At 54.9% G+C, this 20,050-nt stretch carries 16 protein-coding genes and 1 pseudogene; 7 read left to right on the top strand and 10 right to left on the bottom strand.

The window, feature by feature from the left end; all coding sequences use genetic code 11:
• Positions 1-53: 53 nt before the first annotated feature.
• The 5 genes and pseudogenes from DPEP_RS11985 to DPEP_RS11965 all read left to right on the top strand — a co-directional run bounded on the left by DPEP_RS11985 (position 54) and on the right by DPEP_RS11965 (position 6,491).
• Positions 54-2,921 (top strand): DEAD/DEAH box helicase, encoded by a 2,868-nt coding sequence (locus DPEP_RS11985; protein ID WP_005662428.1) that lies wholly within the window; start codon positions 54-56, stop codon positions 2,919-2,921.
• Positions 2,914-4,908: a BREX-3 system phosphatase PglZ gene (gene pglZ / locus DPEP_RS11980; RefSeq protein ID WP_005662426.1), complete on the top strand. Its 1,995-nt coding sequence runs from the start codon at positions 2,914-2,916 to the stop codon at positions 4,906-4,908. Before DPEP_RS11985 ends, pglZ begins: the two co-directional genes overlap by 8 nt.
• Positions 4,908-5,663 carry a hypothetical protein gene (locus DPEP_RS11975; RefSeq protein ID WP_005662424.1) on the top strand — a complete coding sequence of 252 codons (756 nt, stop codon included), beginning with the start codon at positions 4,908-4,910 and terminating at the stop codon, positions 5,661-5,663. The genes pglZ and DPEP_RS11975 overlap by 1 nt, the downstream gene beginning before the upstream one ends.
• A 265-nt stretch (positions 5,664-5,928) precedes the next feature.
• Positions 5,929-6,048, top strand: a pseudogene (locus DPEP_RS13665) (type II toxin-antitoxin system HicA family toxin); the annotation flags it as partial.
• A 26-nt stretch (positions 6,049-6,074) separates the two neighbouring features.
• Positions 6,075-6,491: a type II toxin-antitoxin system HicB family antitoxin gene (locus DPEP_RS11965; RefSeq protein ID WP_005662422.1), complete on the top strand. Its 417-nt coding sequence runs from the start codon at positions 6,075-6,077 to the stop codon at positions 6,489-6,491.
• A gap of 68 nt (positions 6,492-6,559) precedes the next feature.
• Here DPEP_RS11965 and purE read toward each other — a convergent pair whose 3' ends face one another.
• From purE to purC, 10 genes are read right to left on the bottom strand one after another with little or no spacing between them, the layout of a single operon-like run.
• The gene (gene purE / locus DPEP_RS11960; protein ID WP_005662420.1) at positions 6,560-7,075 is read right to left on the bottom strand and encodes a 5-(carboxyamino)imidazole ribonucleotide mutase; all 516 of its coding nucleotides are present in this window, start codon (positions 7,073-7,075) and stop codon (positions 6,560-6,562) included.
• Complete coding sequence (purD, locus tag DPEP_RS11955) at positions 7,072-8,352, bottom strand: phosphoribosylamine--glycine ligase (protein ID WP_005662418.1); 1,281 nt, start codon at positions 8,350-8,352, stop codon at positions 7,072-7,074. The genes purE and purD overlap by 4 nt, the downstream gene beginning before the upstream one ends.
• 2 nt (positions 8,353-8,354) lie before the next feature.
• The gene (gene purH / locus DPEP_RS11950) at positions 8,355-9,890 is read right to left on the bottom strand and encodes a bifunctional phosphoribosylaminoimidazolecarboxamide formyltransferase/IMP cyclohydrolase (protein ID WP_005662416.1); all 1,536 of its coding nucleotides are present in this window, start codon (positions 9,888-9,890) and stop codon (positions 8,355-8,357) included.
• A complete protein-coding gene (purN, locus tag DPEP_RS11945; RefSeq protein WP_005662414.1) occupies positions 9,887-10,477 on the bottom strand; it encodes a phosphoribosylglycinamide formyltransferase in 591 nt (196 codons plus the stop codon). Before purN ends, purH begins: the two co-directional genes overlap by 4 nt.
• Entirely contained in the window at positions 10,474-11,466 is a 993-nt protein-coding gene (purM, locus tag DPEP_RS11940; RefSeq protein WP_005662412.1) for a phosphoribosylformylglycinamidine cyclo-ligase, read from the bottom strand. Before purM ends, purN begins: the two co-directional genes overlap by 4 nt.
• Positions 11,447-12,820: an amidophosphoribosyltransferase gene (gene purF / locus DPEP_RS11935; protein ID WP_005662410.1), complete on the bottom strand. Its 1,374-nt coding sequence runs from the start codon at positions 12,818-12,820 to the stop codon at positions 11,447-11,449. The genes purM and purF overlap by 20 nt, the downstream gene beginning before the upstream one ends.
• A gap of 1 nt (position 12,821) precedes the next feature.
• Entirely contained in the window at positions 12,822-14,969 is a 2,148-nt protein-coding gene (purL, locus tag DPEP_RS11930) for a phosphoribosylformylglycinamidine synthase subunit PurL (RefSeq protein WP_005662407.1), read from the bottom strand.
• A gap of 1 nt (position 14,970) precedes the next feature.
• A complete protein-coding gene (gene purQ, locus DPEP_RS11925; RefSeq protein ID WP_005662406.1) occupies positions 14,971-15,651 on the bottom strand; it encodes a phosphoribosylformylglycinamidine synthase subunit PurQ in 681 nt (226 codons plus the stop codon).
• Positions 15,648-15,899, bottom strand: a complete 252-nt coding sequence (purS, locus tag DPEP_RS11920) for a phosphoribosylformylglycinamidine synthase subunit PurS (RefSeq protein WP_005662404.1) — start codon at positions 15,897-15,899, stop codon at positions 15,648-15,650. The genes purQ and purS overlap by 4 nt, the downstream gene beginning before the upstream one ends.
• Positions 15,899-16,621, bottom strand: coding sequence for a phosphoribosylaminoimidazolesuccinocarboxamide synthase (purC, locus tag DPEP_RS11915; RefSeq protein WP_005662402.1), 723 nt, complete (start codon positions 16,619-16,621; stop codon positions 15,899-15,901). The genes purS and purC overlap by 1 nt, the downstream gene beginning before the upstream one ends.
• A gap of 459 nt (positions 16,622-17,080) precedes the next feature.
• Between purC and lepA the strand changes: the two genes are divergently transcribed.
• Complete coding sequence (gene lepA / locus DPEP_RS11910; RefSeq protein ID WP_005662400.1) at positions 17,081-18,889, top strand: translation elongation factor 4; 1,809 nt, start codon at positions 17,081-17,083, stop codon at positions 18,887-18,889.
• Positions 18,876-20,048, top strand: coding sequence for a radical SAM family heme chaperone HemW (gene hemW, locus DPEP_RS11905; RefSeq protein WP_005662398.1), 1,173 nt, complete (start codon positions 18,876-18,878; stop codon positions 20,046-20,048). The genes lepA and hemW overlap by 14 nt, the downstream gene beginning before the upstream one ends.
• The last annotated feature ends 2 nt before the right edge of the window (positions 20,049-20,050 follow it).

Genomic DNA, 20,050 nt, shown 5'->3' with positions numbered 1-20,050 from the left:
TTTAAGGCGACATAGTCACTGGACTCTGACTATGTCGATGGAGATCGTTGTCTATGAGTAATATATGGAAGTACAGCACAATACACAAAAGCGCCTGCAAGGTTGTTGATGAACAGACATTGTGGGGGCAGACGGTATGCCGTGTCTGGTTGCCGAATCAGGATGCGGTTGTTCGAGTTTCCCAATCTGACCTGCAGTCGCTGTCGAGCGACTGGCATCCGAGAATTGAAGGTCACCGAATAGCCTATATCTCAGCAGCGGCTAAGGTGGCCGAGGTTTTGGAAGGATCCTCCAGAGGATCTGACGGGCATGTCTTGCTGGCTCCTATGGAGTCAAACGTGATCCCGCTGCCTCACCAGATTCACGCACTTTCCCGGGCAATATCCAGTGATCGTGTCCGCTACCTGTTAGCTGATGAAGTCGGTCTTGGAAAAACCATCGAAGCCGGGCTTGTGATGCGTGAGTTGAAATTACGCGGTCTGGTACGTCGTACATTGGTGGTGGCTCCAAAGAGTCTGGCCATGCAGTGGGTGTCAGAGATGAGTACCCATTTCAATGAATCCTTTTCCTTGGTTAACCCGAGCGATCTGGATGCTTTGGAACGGCCGGGTCAGTACGTCATCGGAAAAACAGATCACATAAGTGATTACAACCCGTGGATGCGGTTTTCTCAGGCAATAGTGACGCTGGATTCTGTTAAACCGATAGCGCGTCGTAGAGGTTGGTCAAAAGAAAAGATTCGGGCGTACAACCGGAATCGTTACGAGAGACTGGTCCAGGGCCAATGGGATTTGATCGTCGTGGATGAGTCACATCGAATGGGTGGTAGTACCGATCAGGTGGCTCGCTACAAACTGGGACAAGGACTCGCCGAGGCGGCACCGTATCTCCTCCTTTTGTCGGCAACACCTCATCAAGGGAAATCCGATGCCTTTCAGCGTCTGATGAGTTTGCTTGATCCGATGGTTTTCCCTGATTTGGAAAGCGTGACCCGTGAGAAAGTTTCTGAGTTTGTAATACGGACCGAAAAGCGCAAGGCGGTGACGGCAGAGGGCAAGCCGCTGTTTATGCCTCGTATCACACAGACGTTAGGTGTGGATCTGGAACGAAATTGGGCTCAGGTGGCTTTGTACGATGCGGTTACTGACTACGTGAAAAAAGGCTATAACCGCGCGATAAAGGACCGAAAACCACACATCGGGTTCCTGATGGTTCTTCTGCAGCGAATTGTCACCTCAAGCTCTTACGCAATCCGCTGTACATTGGAACGAAGGCTGCATGCGCTGGAAAACTTGCGAGAAACTCATGCATCCCCAGGCGAAGAAGAACTTGAGGATTTCACAGACCTTGATGGACAGACGCAGCTGGACCTGCTGGTTGAGGTGAACGAACCAGGCAGAGCCAAAGAGATGGCGGAGGTGAATGCTCTGCTGGATCTTGCCCGGTCCGCTGAAATAGCCGGGCCTGATGTCAAAACAGAGGCTCTGATGAGCCTCATCTTTCAGTTACAAGGAGAGGAAAATGACGACCAGCTGAAACTGCTGATTTTTACCGAATTTGTTCCAACGCAGGCTATGCTCCAAACTTTTCTTGAGGAGCGAGGCATACCTTGCGCCATATTGAATGGCTCTATGAGCATGGATGAACGACGGATGGCTCAGCGTGATTTTCGTGATAATGCTCGGATTCTTATATCAACAGATGCTGGTGGTGAAGGTCTGAATCTACAATTCTGCCATGTAGTGGTTAACTACGATTTGCCGTGGAATCCTATGCGTATTGAACAGCGGATCGGTCGTGTCGACCGTATTGGTCAAAGCAAAATAGTCCGGGCAGTCAACTTTTTATATGAAAACTCTGTTGAAGGCCGGGTGCGGGAAGTGATTCAAACCAAGCTTTCCATCATTCTGAATGAAATGGGTATCGATAAAACCAATGACATTCTGGACACCTCACTGTCCGGCGAGGTGATCGAAAAGATGATGACTCACGTCATTATGGAGGATGCCGATCTGGATGCCGAGGTCGATCAGACGGTGCAGAACCTTCAGGAAGAAATGCAGCAGGTTCGAGAGCAATGTGCTGTATATGGAATATCTGAAGAACCGGACCTAGCGGCGATGGAAAAACTGCGCAGCCATCCTCTGCCGTACTGGATCGAACAGATGACGACCCATTATCTGCAAACGAAAGAGTGTAAATTGGAAAAGGATCTGCTTGGCTGGAATTTCACATGGCCAGATGGCGAAAAGGTACAAGGTGCGGTCTTCCAGTCTAGAGACCTTTCAACCGATGGGGACCTCCTGTCGCTTGAAAATGCCCGGATTCGCGGCTTGGCCATGAATCTGCCGCAGTTCATTCCCGGACAGCCTTTGCCTTGTGTATCTATAAACGGACTCCCTAAAATCGTTTCAGGTCTGTGGGGCCTTTTTGAAATCCGCTTGTCTGTGGGGCAACCTGATAACTTTCAAATCAGAGTTTCTCTGACAAGACGAAGTTACTTCCCGGTTTTCATGAGCAATGAGGGAAAGTTGTTCATGCCAACCGCAAGGCATATCTGGGATCAGTTGTTAACCAATGATCTTCGCATAGATAGCCTGAAAGGTTCAAAAGAGTCCATTGTGGCTGGCGAAAAACTTCTGTGGGCAGCCGAAAAGGTCGGACAGGAGCTTTTTGAGACGATGCAGGAAGCTCATTTTGCCGCATTATCCCGTGAAGAAGAGCGCGGTATGATTGCCTTTACATCACGTCGTAAAGCCATCAAACGGTTGGGACTGCCGGAAGTTCGACAGTTCAGACTGGCCCGTTTGAATGAAGATGAATTACAATGGCGCAGCGAGCTTAAGTCCGCCCGACAAATAGTACCGGAAATGCGGCCGCTGTTAATGCTCAATATTGAAAATGGAGGTATTTGTGAGTAGCTGGCGAAGCACCATCCTTGAAAATTTTGTACCGAATGTCGCCAAACTGACGCTGGTATCTGATCCTGATTGCCTGCTGACCGAGGAAAAACTGGCAATGGGGCTGCGAGACCGTGGGTTTGATCTCATCGAGTTTAATGACCCCATGGAGTTCAGATATGCCTATGAGTCGAAATATCGATCCATTTGGGACTGGGGCGAATATACCGATTTGGTTGTGGTCCTTCGCTTGCAGAATGCTGAGCTGGAATCGCTGCCTTACGACCTGCTCCAGGCTGGCCGCAAACTGTCGTTCAACCTGGGTGACCTCTTCCCCAATCTGAGCTATCCGGTCATTGAGAAACTCGACCGGGGCTTGCTGGACTTGCTTTATGAAGCCCAGCGCAAGTCGCCACCGGATCGCATGGGCGACAACACCACCAAGGATTTTATCCTTCGACATGTATTTGGTGTGGCACCAGAACTCATATCAACAGAGGTTGAGCTTCTCCGCTTTTTGTTGCGGTTACACTACGGGAATTTGGCAATACCATCGATGCTGGCAGATAGGTTGGTTGATGTATTTGAAAGCAGTGGAAGTTTTAAAGGCTGGAGTCTGTCTCAGATCATTCCAGATGCAGAGCAGTTCTTTGTATTCATACAGGAACGCTGGCCAATATTCCTTGAAAACCTGAATCAAGCAAATCAGGTCAAAGAAGATTCTGAAGCCTACGGCTTAAAGTTCCAAGGGCCTGTGATACTTCCTTTCGACCATCAGGATATTAGGGTTTATATCGATAATTTATTTGTTGAGGGTAAACTTACACCGGTCGACTTGCCCGGCATGGATATAGCGAAAGATTCGTGGGTTTTAAGCGGTATTTCAGCAGCCAAATCAGATGGCGAGGGTCTCAGGCTTTCCCGACTGTTTGAGATTGTTGATGCAGCAGATTTATCGATGGATTCGAGATACACTGACTGGATTGCGTTCGCCATGAAATGGGCGGAGATCTCGGCGCTTATACATACGACAAGCAATGCCCGTTATAAGAAGCGTTATAGTGAAACAGGTCAAAAGCTGAACGGGCTCTTTGCCGACTGGCTGGAAGCTCATTATGCCAGCCTGACAAACCTGCCACCTTCAACTCCGGCAATGTTGCACCATGTGCCGCGACACCTGGCTCGATCCATTGAAGATCAAACGAGTAAAAAGGTCGTATTGGTGGTAATAGATGGCCTTTCGCTGGATCAGTGGGTAACGGTTCGAAACATAATCCAGAAGCAAAACAGTGATCTGGTCCTGCGCGAGTCGGCAACGTTCGCGTGGATACCAACGCTTACGTCCGTTTCACGACAAGCCATATTTTCAGGTAAGCCGCCGATCTATTTTCCATCTTCCATTAACTCAACAAACAGCGAAGAGAAGCTGTGGAAACAGTTTTGGCAAGGCCATGACGTTTCGAAGCTGGATATCGTTTATAAACGCAGTCTCGGAGATGGTGATGCCGAGGCCACAATGGATAGTTTGATTAATCCGGCACAAACCAAGGTTGTCGGTTTGGTGATAGATAAAGTGGATAAAATCATGCATGGGATGCAGCTCGGAGCCGCAGGCATGCATAACCAGATAGATCAATGGTGTCGAGGTGAATACCTAATTTCTCTCCTTAATTACCTGAGCAACCATAACTATGAAGTCTGGATAACCTCAGACCATGGCAACGTAGAATCGATCGGCAAGGGAAGACCAACAGAAGGTTCTATTGCGGAGAGTCGTGGAGAAAGGGTTCGCATATATCCGACACCGGAGCTGCGCTCACAGGTCTCTTCTAGGTTTCCCTTTGCGCGTGAATGGCCGCCGTCGGGGCTGCCTGACGATTATTTCCCATTAGTTGCTACCGGAAATGATGCATTTGTTAATGAGGGTGACTCAATTGTCGGCCATGGAGGTGTTGCTATCGAAGAAGTTATTGTGCCTCTGATCAAAGTAGAAAGGAGGACACAATAGTGAGCAAGCGACACGATAAACTAGGCATCAAGCAGACCATTCAAAAACACTGGATGGACTATGTTGTTAAAATGATGTTAGCCGGTCTCAAAGAAAAAGAGATCCGAGTCGAATTAGATGAGTTTTTAGCAACGCAAAAACAAAGCGGTGGCACTGGTCAGCGAGGTAAAAAAACATATGGCATGGCTATCAGTATTCTCGCATCGTGGTTTGCACCAGATAAAGATTTAATTACCTTTAGGGATCATGCTCTTGCACTTATTCGGAATGAGAATCCACGAAACTGGCTTCCGTATCACTGGGCGGTGATCTCTGCATCGTATCCATTCTGGTTTAATGTCTCAAAACAGACCGGGAGGCTTTTCAACCTCCAGGATCAGATCACCCAGGCCCAAGTTTTGTGCCGGCTCAAAGAGCAATACGGTGATAGAGAAACGGTGGCTAGGAATGCTCGATATACAGTTCGATCTTTTGTTGCGTGGGGCATGTTAAAGGATTCCAATGTCAAGGGCTGTTATGAACAATGCAAAACGACGGCAATCAGTGAACCGAACCTCACAATACTTTTATACGAAGCTGCTCTGTGTGCTGATAAAGAAGGAAAAGCGGTTCTTGGATTATTGAAAAGCAACCCGGCATTCTTCCCGTTTCAATTGCCAGTATTGACAGGCGACTACATTTCACAGCAGAGCAATACCATTGACATTGTCCGCTACGGGCTGGATGATGATCTTTTGAAGCTGAAGTATTTATAAAAAGATATTGTACGTTATCTATCCTCCGGATAACGTACAATATCTTTCGCACATTTACTTGAGGTAAAACTTGGCAGTAGCCCCCCACAAGGATTATGTTTTAGGTGACCAAGCCAAAAACATATCATCCCGAGGGAGGGCTACCGCAAATGTACGATACCACAGATAGCACCTGGAAGACAGATGATTCGGTTCCACACAGGCCCGTTTTTCTTCAAGATGTTTTTTGCGACATCTCGCTTGACAGGCTCCGAGGACAAGAGGAGATCACAAGCAGTTTAAACATCCTACGAAGCCCGGAAAAGTTACCGTCCCCCATCCGACAAAAGACCTGGATATAATGGTTCTCAAAAGCATAGAAAAGCAGGCAGGCATAACCTTATGATGTATGAACCAAGGGAGGTGAGATAGATGCAGGACAGATACAACTTCCCGGCGGTGTTCCACTATAACTCCGACGGTCGTATCGGAATATACTTCCCCGATCTTCCCGGATGCGTCAGCCAGGCGACCTCCGACGAAGAGGGGATAAAAAAGGCCACCGAAGCCCTTGAGCTTCACATCTTCGGGATGGAGGAGGACGGAGACTCTATCCCCGATCCATCCCGTCTATCCGATATCGATCTTGAACCAGGTGAAAGAACGGTGATGATCTCGGCCATAATGCCTCTGGTCAGAGATGCTATGGAGAGCAAGGCGATAAAAAAGACATTAACCCTGCCCTATTGGCTAAACCGTGCCGCTGAGGCTAAGGGAGTCAATTTCTCCGCTCTTCTCCAGAATGCTATAAGGGAAAACTTGGGTATTCAGGATGAAAGAAGATACTAAAGTCCATGTCGAAAAACAGTCTTCCCCGCCCTCTTGATAGAGAGCGGGGAAGATTGTTTTTCCTGGGGCTATTTAAACGCTTCCTCCGGTGCCTCCGGAAGCTCCAGGGTCGATCTGGATTTGCGGACCTTTTCGGCCTGTTCCACTCGGAGGTCCTCCAGGTTCTGTCTCACATTTTCGTCCAGAAGGGCCACTATCCTGGCTGCCAGGAGGGCGGCGTTGGCCCCTCCGTCTATCCCTACCGACGCCACGGGAACGCCCGGAGGCATCTGGGCCACCGAGTAGAGGGCGTCCAGCCCTCCTACGGTTCCGGCGGAAACCGGAACCCCTATGACCGGCAGGGCGGTGTGGGCGGCCAGCACGCCGGGAAGAGCGGCGGAGAGTCCCGCCACGGCTATTATGGCCATCAGCCCTCGTTTCTCTCCGTTGGCGGCGTAGGCCGCAGCGTCCTCCGGGGTTCTGTGGGCGGAGGCCACCGTCACCTCGTAGGGGATCTGGAGCTTGTCCAGCATGTCTCCCGCTTTTTTGGCGATCGCTTTGTCGCTTGCCGATCCCAGAACTATGCCTATCTTTGCCTTGGTCATCTGTCTTCCTCCCTCGGCCTCTCCGTGTTTGCCGCTATGTCCTTTCGGTAGAAAGCTCCCTGGAATTTTATTTTTTCGGCTTTTCCGTAGGCCCTTTTTCTGGCCTCGTCGTGGGAATCTCCTGTGCCCACCACGGAAAGCACCCTTCCTCCCGCCGTAACCGTCTTGCCGTTTTTAAGCGCCGTTCCCGCCTGGAAGACGGTAACTCCTTCCTCTTCGTCGTCCAGTCCCTCTATGGGATATCCCTTTTCGTAGCTGCCCGGGTATCCTTCCGAGGCTATGACCAGGTTGACCGAGTACAGGTCCTTGAGAGACCACTTGGCTTCCGAGAGCTTTCCCTGGGCGCATCGAAGACAGGCTTCCAGCCAGTCGCCGTCGAAGAGGGGAAGCAGCGCCTGGGTCTCCGGGTCTCCCAGCCTGACGTTATACTCCAGCAGGTCGATCCTGCCCTCCGGAGAGACCATCAGCCCCGCATATATGACGCCACGGTAGTCTATGTCGTCTTTCTTCAGTCCCGACAGGGTTTTTTCCACGATCTCTTGCTCTATCTTTTTAGTCATCTCCGGGTCCACCCATGGAACCGGAGCGTAGGCTCCCATCCCTCCGGTGTTGGGGCCTCTGTCACCGTCGAAGGCCCTTTTATGGTCCTGGCTGGTGTGGAGGAGTCTCCATGTCTCTCCGTCGGTGATTATCATCACAGAGACCTCCCGCCCCGTAAGGCCGTTTTCCACCACGAGGGTCTTTCCGGCCTCGTCCAGCGATCCGTCCAGGAGCTCTTCGCAGGAGTCCAGCGCCTGGGATAGGTCGTCGGAGATGAAGACTCCCTTTCCCGCCGCAAGGCCGTCGGCCTTCACTATGTAGGGGGGCTTTCTTTCCTCCAGGGCCTCTCTCGCCTCGTCCATGCTGCGGCATATTTTGAACGGGGCGGTGGGTATGCCGTGTCTGGCCATGAATTCCTTGGAGTAGGCCTTGCTGGCCTCCAGCATGGCTCCGGCCTTTCCCGGACCGAACACCGGAATACCGGCCCTGCGAAGTTCGTCGGAGACTCCTGATACCAAAGGAGCCTCCGGGCCCACCACCACCAGGTTTATCGAGAGGTCCTCGGCTAGCTTTACGACCGATTTCCCGTCGCAGGGGTCCCCTTCGTGACAGGTGGCTATCCCGGCGATCCCCGGATTGCCCGGCAGGGCGTGCAGTTCGTCGCAGAGGGGCGATTTAGCCAGGGCCCAGGCTATGGCGTGTTCCCTGCCGCCTCCGCCGAGTACGAGTACCTTCATGGTCAGTGCCTGAAGGTCCGCCAGCCGCTGAGAAACATGGATATGCCAAGTTCCTCGGCTCTGGCCTTGACCTCGTCGTCTCTGACGGAGCCGCCGGGCTGGATTATCGCCACTATTCCGGCTTCCGCCGCCTTTTCCAGTCCGTCTGCGAAGGGGAAGAATGCGTCGGAGGCCATAACAGCTCCTTTGGCCTTATCTCCCGCCTGGGAGGCGGCGAACTCGACGGCGAAGACCCTGCTGCAAAATCCCATACCTATGCCGACCGCCGCTCCGTCTTTGACCATGGCGACTGCGTTGCTCTTGGACAGACAGGCTACCTTCCAGGCCAGAAGCATGTCCTCCCAGAGGTCGAGTCTTTTAGGGCCGATCCACTCGCCCGAGTCGGGGGAGGGCAGAGGAGGAAGCTGGTCTTTCTGTGCCAGCAGTCCGCTCCAGGTTCCGGTGATCTGCCAGGGCATTACCCGGCCTCCGTTCCACTTTATGAGTCTTAGTGAGGGGCGGCGTTTCTCCAGGTATTCGACCGCTTTTTCGTCGAAGTCCGGGGCGGCGACTATCTCCGTGAAATGTTCGCCTATCCTCTTGGCCGAGTCGAGGTCGACCGTCCTGGTAACCCCTACGACCCCGCCGTAGGCCGAAAGAGAGTCGCATTCGAAAGCCCTGTCGTAGGCGTCTCCTACCGTGTCCGCCACCGCCATGCCGCAGGGGGTGGTGTGCTTCAACACTACCGCTCCGACGTCCTTTTGCATCATGGCCATTCCTCTTAGGGCTCCGTCCAGGTCGAGTATGTTGTTGTAGGAAAGGGGCTTGCCTGCCAGCTGTTTCCATGGCAGTTCGGAGAGGGATGGCAGATAGAGTCCGGCGGTCTGATGGGGGTTTTCACCGTATCTCAGAGGCTGAGCCAGTTTCAGGTTGAGGGGCAGGTCCGAGGGTATCTCTTCCTGTTCCTCCATATCCCTGCCCAGTTCGGAGGACAGACCGGCGGTTATGGCCGAGTCGTATCCCGATGTGAGGGCGAAGGCCTTGAGGGCCAGAGACTGTCTGGTGGATACGGATATATCTCCCTCTTTGTCCAGTTCCTCTATTATGGAGTCGTAGTCGGCTATATCCGATATCACCGTTACGTGACGGTAGTTCTTGGCCGCGGCTCTCAAAAGGGTTACCCCGCCTATGTCTATCTTCTCTATGAGTTCGTCCAGCCCTCCGCCGGATCGGACCGTTTCCTCGAAGGGGTAGAGGGTGCAGACCACCATGTCTATCAGGGGGATTCTGTGGGTGTCGACGTCGGCCATGTCGCTTTCGAGCTCCCGTCTGGCCAGTATGCCTCCCGATATGGCCGGGTGCAGGGTCTTCACCCGTCCTCCCAGCATGTGGGGCACTCCGGTCAGGTCGGCTACCTCCACGACCTCGACTCCGCCTTCCTCAATGGCCTTTGCGGTTCCCGAGCTGGAGACTATCTCCCAACCTCGCTCGGATAGCGCCTTGGCGAACTGGACCACGCCGGTCTTGTCGTAGACCGATATGAGGGCTCTTCTCTTCATCTGGAATCGTCCTTTCCTGTGTGAATTATCCCGGAGAAGAGTTTCTCCAGGGTTCTCCAGTATAGTCTGTGTTCCGCTCGGTGGATCCTTCTTTCCAGGGTTTCCATGTTATCGTCCGGTTTCACCCTTACCGGCATCTGGGACAGGATGGTTCCGTGGTCCACCAGTTCGTCCACCAGGTGGACCGTTACCCCCGTCACCTTTACACCGTAGTTCCAGGCGTCCTCTATACCGTGGGCTCCGGGAAAGGAGGGGAGCAGGGCGGGGTGGATGTTCACGATCCTTCCGGTGTGGGAGGATACAAAGCCCGGCGAGAGTATTCTCATGAAGCCGGCCAGTACGAGCCAGTCCAGGTCGTGACGACGCCAAAGGCGGTGGAGATGTTCCTCCGCCGCCTCTTTGCTGTTTTGGTAGGGCAGTAACTCGGTCTCTACTCCTCTGGCGGCCGCCTTCTCCAGGCCGGGGGCTCCGGGACGGTCCGACGCCACGAAGGACACGTTGGCCTTCAGATCTCCCGATTCCACCCGGTCCAGGATGGCGTCCATGTTGGAGCCTCTGCCGGATATCAGCAGTCCTATGGAGGTCATGCCACCGTACCGAAGACCACCGGGGTCTCCCCTTTTTCCCTCAGTTTTTCCGTAACCTCGTCGCGGTTTTCCGGGGCAACCACCAGGGTGTATCCTATTCCGAGGTTGAAGACCCTGCGCATCTCCGATTCGTCCACGCCTCTGTTCGAGATGTAGTCGAATATGGCCGGTCTGTTCCAGGAGTCGAAGTCTATCTCGGGGAGCATTCCCTTCGGAAGGGCTCTCTCTATGTTTTCCTCCAGACCCCCTCCGGTGATATGGGCCATCGCCTTTATCTTCCCGGTCTTTAGAGCCGAGAGAACCGGGCGGGGATAGAGCCTGGTGGGCTTGAGCAGGGCGTCAGAGAGGGTCTCCCCCAGTTGATCGATCTTTTCGTGAAGTGAGGCGGCGAGCTCCTTCTCCAGTGCCTTTCTGACCAGAGAGTAGCCGTTGCTGTGTATGCCCGAGCTTGCTAGGCCTATCATGAGGTCGCCTCTTTCGACGCATGATCCGTCTATAAGGTCCTCTCTGTCCACAGTTCCCACGGCGAAGCCTGCCAGGTCGAATCCGTTGGGAGGGTAGACCCCGGGCATCTCGGCGGTCTCGCCTCCGAGAAGGGCGCATCCCGACTCGAGACAGGCGTCCATGACGCCCTCCACTACGGGGATGAGTCTGTCCGAGTCCAGCTTGCCGCAGGCCAGGTAGTCGAGGAAGAGTATAGGTCTGGCTCCGCAGGTTATCAGGTCGTTTACGCTCATCGCCACCAGGTCCTGGCCCAGTCCTTTGAGTTTTCCTGCGGCCTCGGCTATCTCCAGCTTGGTGCCGACACCGTCGCAGCAGGCGGCCAGAAGAGAGCCTCCGCCCATGTCGTAGAGGCCGCTGAAGCCGCCTATTCCACCTACTACGTTAGGGTCCTTAGGTCTTTGGGACATGAGCTCGCCTATCCGCTTGACCCAGCGGTTGCCTCCGTCTATGGTGACTCCCGATTCCTCATATGTCCAGTTCTTCATATTTCTCTCCGTCCTCCATGTAGGATCCGCTGAAACAGGCGGTGCATACCTCGCAGGCCGGCAGGCCAATGGCCTCTACCAGGTCCGTCTCGGTAAGATAGGCCAGCGAGTCGGCTCCTATCTCGGCGCATAGGGCCTCTTCGTTGGATCGGGCCGCCGCGAGCTCCTCCCTGGTGGGGGTGTCTATGCCGTAGTAACAGGGAAAGCGCACCGGCGGAGAGGAAATCCTCATGTGTATCTCCGAGGCGCCGTAGTTTCTCAAAAGTTCGACCATCTTTCTGGAGGTCGTACCACGGACTATGGAGTCGTCCACCACAGCAAGGCTTTGACCCTTTATAAGTTCTCTTATCGGGTTGAGTTTTTTCCTTACTCCCAGCTCTCTCACCCTCTGGGTGGGTTCGATGAAGGTCCGTCCGGAGTAACGGTTCCTGACTATGGCTTTCTCGTAGGCTAGCCCCGATTCCTCGGCGTAGCCCATGGCCGCTATCGTTCCGCTGTCGGGCATTCCAGTAGCGCAGTTTCCCGAGCAGGGAGACCTTCTGGCCAATCTACGGCCCAGCTCTTTTCTTACCTGATAGACCGACTGTCCCGCTATCAGGCTGTCCGGTCTGGCGAAGTACACGAACTCGAAGGAGCAGAGGTATCTTCGCCTTGGCTCCACCGGGATCCTGAGGGAGTGGAGGCCGTCTGTGTCTATCACCAGGATCTCTCCCGGATCGAGCTCCCGGATCATCTCCGCCCCGACCAGGTCGAGAGCGCAGCTCTCGGAAGATATGTAGTAGACGTCGTCTCTCTTGCCCAGGGCGAGGGGACGGAATCCCCAGGGGTCTCTGGCAGCCACCAGTCGGTCTTTCAGGGCCACGGCAAGGGAAAAGGCGCCCTTGAGTTTTCTCAGAGAGTCTACCAGGGCGTCCAGCTCCGTCTTGTGGGGCTGGTGGGCCATCAGGTGGAGGATGACCTCCGTGTCGGTGGTGGACTGAAATATTGCCCCTCTGTTCTCAAGGTATCTTCTTACCCCCGAGGCGTTGGATATGTTGCCGTTATGGGCTATTGCCACCGGGCCCCTGCAGTAGTTTGCCGCCAGGGGCTGCACGTTGGACAGTCCCGAGCCTCCGGCGGTGGAGTAGCGGACGTGGCCTATGGCGGAGCTCGCCGGGATGCCCGACAGTTCCGCCTGGTTCAGCGCCAGGTGGACCAGCCCCTGTCCCTTTATGGTCCTTATCTGATTTTCTCCGTCGATCCATGCCACTCCCGCCGATTCCTGCCCTCTGTGCTGGAGGGCGTAGAGGCCCAGGTAGACCTCCTCGAGGACCGGATTGCCAGAGGCGGAAAAGGCGCCGAATACTCCGCACATATCAGAGATTCCAGCTTTCCCTGATCTCGGATACCGACAGGTCTACCAGGTTGTCCAGGGTCAGGCGGTCTCCTCCGACCTGTCCTATCTCCGTCACGGCGTAGCCCTTCCAGAGGGCTCTGAAGAGAACCAGTCGGTTTTTAGGCACCGAGTAAACTGCCCTGGGGCCTCCTTCTCCGAAGAGGAGGACGTCCCTCCTGGTGGGGCAGGGTATGGATATAGAGGCTCCCAGGCCGCTGGCTCCGGCCTCCTTGGCCAGGGCCACAGCCAGTCCGCCTCCTGCTATGGGCATTCCCGACGAGGCGGCCCGCCTTTTGGCCGTCTCGATCGCCCTCAGGATGAACTCGTTTTCCAGCTCTCCGTCGAAGTCCAGAGGTTTGCCCCAGATGCGGCCGGTCTTGTTCAGCAGATAGGATCCTCCGTCGAGCCTCGGGTTGGGCATTCCCACGTAGAAGAGCCTGTCTCCCTCGCTCCAGTCGCCGGAACGGAGAAGCTCCTCGATGTTTTCGACGAATCCTACCGTTCCGACCAGGGGAGTCGGCAGAATGGGGCCGTTGGCGGTCTCGTTGTACAGGCTGACGTTTCCGGACACCACGGGGCATTTCAGTGAGGAACAGGCCTCGGCCATTCCCTTGGCGGACTGCTCCAGGGTCCAGAACTGCTCGGGTTTCTCCGGAGAGGGGAAGTTCAGGCAGTCGGTGGTCCCGGCCGGTTTCGCTCCGGCTACGGCGAGAGCCCGGCAGCTTCTGGCCACGACCTCGGCTGAGCCGTTGTAGGGATCTAGCCAGCACATGAAGGGCTGGGCCTCCATAGACATGACGGCTAATCGGTCGGTGCCCTCGATCCTTACGGCGCTTACAGGGAATCCCGGACCTATCACCGTGTTGGTCTGGACCATCGAGTCGTACTGCTCGAATATCTCTTTTCTGGAACGATGGGAATGGGAGCCCAGAAGGTTCAAAATCTCCTCGTTCCAGTTTTCCGGAAGGGGAAGCGAGTCGAGGTCGAAGTTCCAACGATCCTCCAGGTTTTCCGGTCTTTTGGAGGGCCAGGGGATCTCGGGGCAGTCGCTGCCTATTACAGACGCAGGCATGTCTGCGACGGTGTCTCCCTTCCAGAGGATGCGGTAATGATCGCCTTTCTCGGTCTCTCCTATGACGGCGCAATCCAGCTCCCATTTCCCGGCGACAGCCATCACCTGGTCGACCTTTTCCGGTTCGACTATGAGCAGCATCCTCTCCTGAGACTCGGATAGGGCTATTTCCCAGGGCTCCATTCCCTCGGCCCTGAGTGGAACAGCGTCGAAGTCTATGGTCATGGCGATACCGCTCTTGGCGGCTATCTCGCTGGAGGAGGAGAGTATTCCCGCCGCTCCCATGTCCTGCATGCTGACCAGCAGGTCCTTGTCTCGCAGTTCCAGACAGGCCTCTATGAGAAGCTTTTCCGTGAAGGGATCGCCTATCTGGATGGACGGGACCCCCGAACCGTCCTCGGCTAGCTCCACCGAGGCGAAGGCGGCTCCGGCTATGCCGTCCCTTCCTGTCTTTGAGCCCAGTATCAATACCTTCTGGCCCGCAGAGGCCGTCTGTGAGCTCACCATCCTGTCGGTTGGGACAAGTCCGGCGCAGAAGGCGTTAACCAGGGGGTTGCCCCTGTAGCTTTCGTGATAGACCGTCTTCCCTCCTACGGTGGGAACTCCTACGCAGTTGCCGTAGCCTCCCACTCCCTTTACCACTCCGTCGGCCAGTGCCTGGGTCTTTCTCTCCTCCGGGTCTCCGAAGAAAAGTCCGTCCATGGAGGCTACCGGTCTGGCTCCCAGGGCCATTATGTCTCGGATTATGCCTCCTACCCCCGTGGCGGCACCCTGATAGGGGGCGACTGCGGAGGGATGGTTGTGGCTTTCCACCTTGAAGGCCAGCCCGAGTCCGTCTCCGGCGTCGACTACCCCGGCGTTTTCCCCCGGGCCGAGGAGTACCCTGTCTCCGTCCTTGGGGAATAGCCTCAGAAGCGGCTTGGTCGATTTGTAGCTACAGTGTTCTGACCACATTACCCCCATGATCTGAAGCTCCAGGTCGTTGGGCTCCCTTCCGAGTCTGGCTTTCAGGGCGTCGTATTCCTCTTTGCGGAGTCCCGCTTTGGAGTAATCCATATCAGGCACCGGTCCTTTCGATCCATCTCTTTATCGATAGCCACACGGGAAGTCCGTCGTCTCCCCCTACGGCTCTATCGGAATATCTCTCCGGGTGGGGCATCATCCCCAGAACGTTCCCGCCTTCGTTGTATATACCGGCGATGTCGTTCAGGGCCCCGTTGGGGTTCCCTCCGCTGTAGCGAAACGCCACCTGTCCCCGTTCCTCCAGGAGCTCCAGCTCATTCTCTGGAAGGTGGTATCGACCCTCGTAGTGGGCTATGGGTATCGTTATCACCTGTCCTTTTTCGTAGCCGGAGGTGAAGGCGGTGTCGTCCCTCTCCACCGATATCTCGATGGGGCGACAGATGAAGGCCAGGTCCCGGTTGACCAGCAGGGCCCCGGGAAGCATCTTGGATTCGGTCAAAACCTGAAAACCGTTGCATATTCCCAGCACCAGGCCGCCCCGATCGGCGTGCCGTTTCACGTCGGCCATGATGGGAGCCGTGTGGGCCATAGCGCCGCAACGGAGGTAGTCGCCGTAGGAAAAACCGCCTGGCAGAACGACGAGGTCGGTTTCTCCTGGAAGCTCCGTCTCTCCGTGCCAGACCAGTGCGGCCTCGTCTCCCGTTGCGTATTTTATGGCTTTGACCACGTCTCTGTCGCAGTTGCTGCCGGGGAAGACCACCACGGCGACGTTCATCTCAGTTCCTCCACCTTTACCGTGTAGTCCTCGACTATTGCGTTTACGAGAAGATCCTTGCACATTTTATCGAAGGTTTCCTTGGCGGAATCGATGTCGGAGGCCTCTATCTCGACCCGGATGTATTTACCTACCCTGACGGAGGGGTCGTCGTAGCCCAGCCTCGTCAGGGATGCCGCGACGGCCTTGCCCTGGGTGTCCAGGACTCCCTCTTTCAGATATACCAGTATTTCCGCTCCGTAACGCATCAGTTATCCTCCTTCTTCTCCGAAAGACGGCGCCATATCTCCCTGTAAGCTCCGAGCACGTCTCCCAGGTCCTTGCGGAAACGGTCCTTGTCCAGGCTCTGTCTGGTCCCCTTCTGCCAGAAACGGCAGGTGTCCGGAGAGATCTCGTCGGCCAGCAGAATATTGCCTTCTTTATCCTTGCCGAACTCCAGCTTGAAGTCCACCAGGTCTATATCTATAGAGGAGAAGAGCTCTGTAAGCACCGAGTCCACCGTAAGGGCCATCTCGGTCATTCTGTCCAGTTCTTCGTCGGTGGCCCATCCGAACAACACCGCATGGTCTCTTATAACAAGAGGGTCGTCCAGCTCGTCCTCTTTATAATAGAACTCCACGAGAGGTCTGGGAAGCTTCATTCCTTCCTCTACCCCGAGCCTTCTGCATATGGATCCGGCTGTGACGTTGCGGACCACCACCTCCAGGGGCACTATGGTGACCGGTTTTACCAGCTGTGACAGCTCGTCGATCCTCTCGATGAAGTGACTGTCTATGCCCTTGCTCCTCAGATATTTGAATATCCAGGAGCTTATCATGTTGTTCAGCTCTCCTTTTCCCTCCATCTCCGCCTTTTTCTTGGCGTTGAAGGCGGTAAGGGAATTTTTATACTTCAGATATAGGGCGTCGGGGTCGTCGGTAGAGTAGAGTCTCTTTGCCTTTCCCTCGTACAGCATTTCACGGATCTCCATGGCAGTTACCTCCCGGAATAAGATACTGACATTATCACCTTGAGGTCTATAAATGTCAACTATAAGAGGGGCCGGTACAGGGCATCTTTAAAGTACGTCACTTCTCGGAGAGGTCGTTCCGGCTCCGCCCTGTCTCGCCCGAACGTATTCCCGACCTGCCTGTTTCGTACAGACCGCCTCGGAGGGCACGTCCTGTGCCCCCTCGGCTTGGGGCGACGTCCTGTCGCCCCATTCGTACTACACGACGGCAGGTCGGGAATACGGGCTCGAATGGGCTCCGCCGGAACGACCTCTCTGAGGAGACTCGATGGAGGACTACGTTTCAGATGGGCTTCTACCTGAGACGGTGCGGTTTTGTCCCGTCTCTGATATCATAGTCTGGTTCGGGTCCCTCTTTCGGGGGGAGCGAAACGGGCCCTTTAGGGGGCGCTCTTTCTATCTGTGAGGTGTTTTTTCTATATGGATCCTAAAAGGATAAGAAATTTTTCGATTATAGCTCATATCGATCACGGTAAGTCCACCATAGCCGACAGGATGCTGGAGTTTACCGGTACCATCGATAAGAGAAACATGAAGGAACAGGTTTTGGATTCCCTCGAGCTCGAGAGGGAGAGGGGCATAACCATAAAGTCCGTGCCTGTGCGTATGGACTATACCGCTTCGGACGGCGAAAAGTACGTGTTGAACCTTATCGATACCCCGGGCCACGTGGACTTCAGCTACGAGGTGTCTCGGTCTCTCGCCGCCTGTGAGGGGGCTTTGTTGGTGGTGGATGCCGCTCAGGGGGTGGAGGCTCAGACACTTGCCAACGCATATAAGGCCATCGATCAGGATCTGGAGATAATTCCGGTCATAAACAAGATAGATCTTCCCTCCGCACGCCCCGACGAGATTCGTCAGGAGATAGAGGACGTGGTCGGTCTGGACGCCTCCGACGCCGTGCTGGCGAGCGCCAAGAACGGCATAGGCATAGAGGACGCCCTGGAGAGGGTGGTGGGGATTGTTCCCCCTCCGAAGGGAGAAGATGAGGCTCCTCTGAGGGCCCTGATATTCGACTCGGTGTACGATAACTATCGAGGGGTCATATGTTACATAAGGGTCGTAGACGGAAGGATCTCTGCCGGAGACGAGATAATTTTCATGGTTACCGGCAGACGTTATACCGTCGAGGATGTAGGGGTGTTCCGTCCGGGTTTCACCTCCGTCGAGTCCCTGGGGGTCGGGGAGGTCGGCTATCTTACAGCCAGTATAAAGACCCTGGACGAGGCAAGGGTCGGGGATACAGTTACCCTCTATAACAAGAAGGCAGAAAAGCCCCTTCCGGGCTATCAGACTGTAAAGCCGGTGGTCTATTGCGGCTTCTACCCCGTGGACAGGGACGAATATACCCAGCTTAGAGAGGCTCTCGAAAAGCTCAAGCTGAACGATGCCTCCATAGAGTTCGAGCCAGAGACCTCGACCGCCCTCGGTTTTGGTTTCCGCTGCGGTTTCCTCGGGTTGCTCCACATGGATATAACCAGGGAGAGGCTTCAGAGGGAGTTCGACGTTCAGCTGGTGGCGACGGCCCCCAACGTCGTTTACAGGATGGAGACCAAAAAAGGCGAAGAGATAGAGGCCCACAGGCCCTCGGATTTTCCCGAGGTCGGGGATATCGCCTCCGTGTCGGAGCCTATGATAAGGCTCACCGTTTACGTTCCGTCCGATTATGTCGGAAAGGTCATGCAGCTCTGTCAGGAGAAGAGGGGGACCTTCGTGTCCATGGACTATCTCACTCCCGAGAGGGCGAGGGCGATTTACGATCTTCCTCTGGCGGAGTTCATCGTCGACTTTTACGATAAGCTTCAGTCCCAGACGAGGGGTTATGCTTCCCTGGACTACGAGCACGTGGGATTCGGAGAGGCCAAGCTGGTCAAGGTCGACGTTCTCATAAACCACGAGCCGGTGGATGCTTTCTCCTTTATATGCCATCAGGACGACGCGTATCACAGAGGTCAGCAGGCGATCAGGAAGTTAAAGGAGATAATTCCGAGACAGATGTTCGAGGTTCCTCTTCAGGCTTCTGTGGGATCCAAGATCATAGTCCGTTCCAACGTTAAGGCCCTGAGGAAGGACGTTTTGGCCAAGTGCTACGGCGGCGATATAACGAGGAAGAGGAAGCTTCTGGAGAAGCAGAAGAAGGGCAAGGAAAAGATGAAGATGATAGGGAAAGTTTCCATTCCTCCCGATGCCTTTATGTCCTTCCTCAACATGGACGATGAAAGTAACTAGTCATATCCTCGATTTCGAGGGAGGTAGAGAGGGGCTTTCCGAGCCCCTCTCTGTTTACCTTCACGTACCCTTCTGTAGATCCAAGTGTCCTTACTGTTCTTTCGCCAGCTCTGTCCCTCGTTCCGGGGACGTGGCCCTTTATCTTTCGGCCCTGGAATCGGAGCTTGCCGGACTGACCAGGTTATCCGGAGGTTCCCTTCCGGCCAGGACCCTTTACATAGGAGGGGGAACTCCCACGGTCTTGTCCGTCGAGGAATGGACCAGGCTGATGGATCTGCTGGATCGATATATCGACCGTGGTTCGATCGAGGAGTTCTCGGTGGAGGCGAACCCCGAGAGCCTTTCCGATGGCCATCTTCGATTTTGGAGGGACAGAGGGATCTCTCGAATCAGTATAGGGGTTCAGAGCCTGGACGACGACGAGCTTCGATGGCTCGGTAGGCTTCACGATTCGAACGAGGCGAGACGGGCCGTTATTGCGTCTGTGGCGTCCGGTTTCGACGTCAGTGGCGATCTGATGTTCGGCCTGAAGGGGCAGACCCTCAGAAAATGGCACCGGAGCCTAAAGGCCTTGGCTGAGCTTGGAGTCGGTCATATGTCGCTGTATCAGCTTACCTTGGATAACGATTCCTTCTGGGGAAAAAAACCGCCCGAGGGAGTCTTCGACGGTTACAGCCACTATCGATGGGCCCAGTGGTATCTGCCGAGGATCGGTTTCGACCAGTACGAGATAGCGAGCTTCGCCCTCGAAGGGCACTGGAGCCTGCACAATCTGGCCTATTGGAACAGGGACAACGTCGTGGGGCTTGGGCCTGGAGCGTGGGGATATTTAAACGGTCTGAGGTACGAGAACGATCCGTCCCTGGCTGGATATCGCGATTCGGTGAGGTCATCCGGTTTCGCCGTGGTCTACAGCGAGAGGATCGGCGGCGTCGCAGAGGCGTCCGAGTCGGCCATACTGGCATTGAGGACCAAATGGGGGATCGATCTGGACGGTTTTTGTCGAAGGTTCGGATCCGGATTGAAGGCCCGGCTGTTGAAGTGTCTCTCGGAAATTCCCGATAACTGTCTCGAGTGGAGGAAGGGCTCGGTGGCCCTGACCCGTAAGGGAATGAGGGTGGCTAATTCCATATGGGAGAGGCTTCTGTGGGAGGAGTAGAT

Origin of the sequence: Dethiosulfovibrio peptidovorans DSM 11002, from assembly GCF_000172975.1 — a bacterium.
Lineage (GTDB): Bacteria > Synergistota > Synergistia > Synergistales > Dethiosulfovibrionaceae > Dethiosulfovibrio > Dethiosulfovibrio peptidovorans.
Note: the sequence above shows the minus strand (reverse complement) of the source record. Positions and strands in the feature narration are given on the sequence as shown.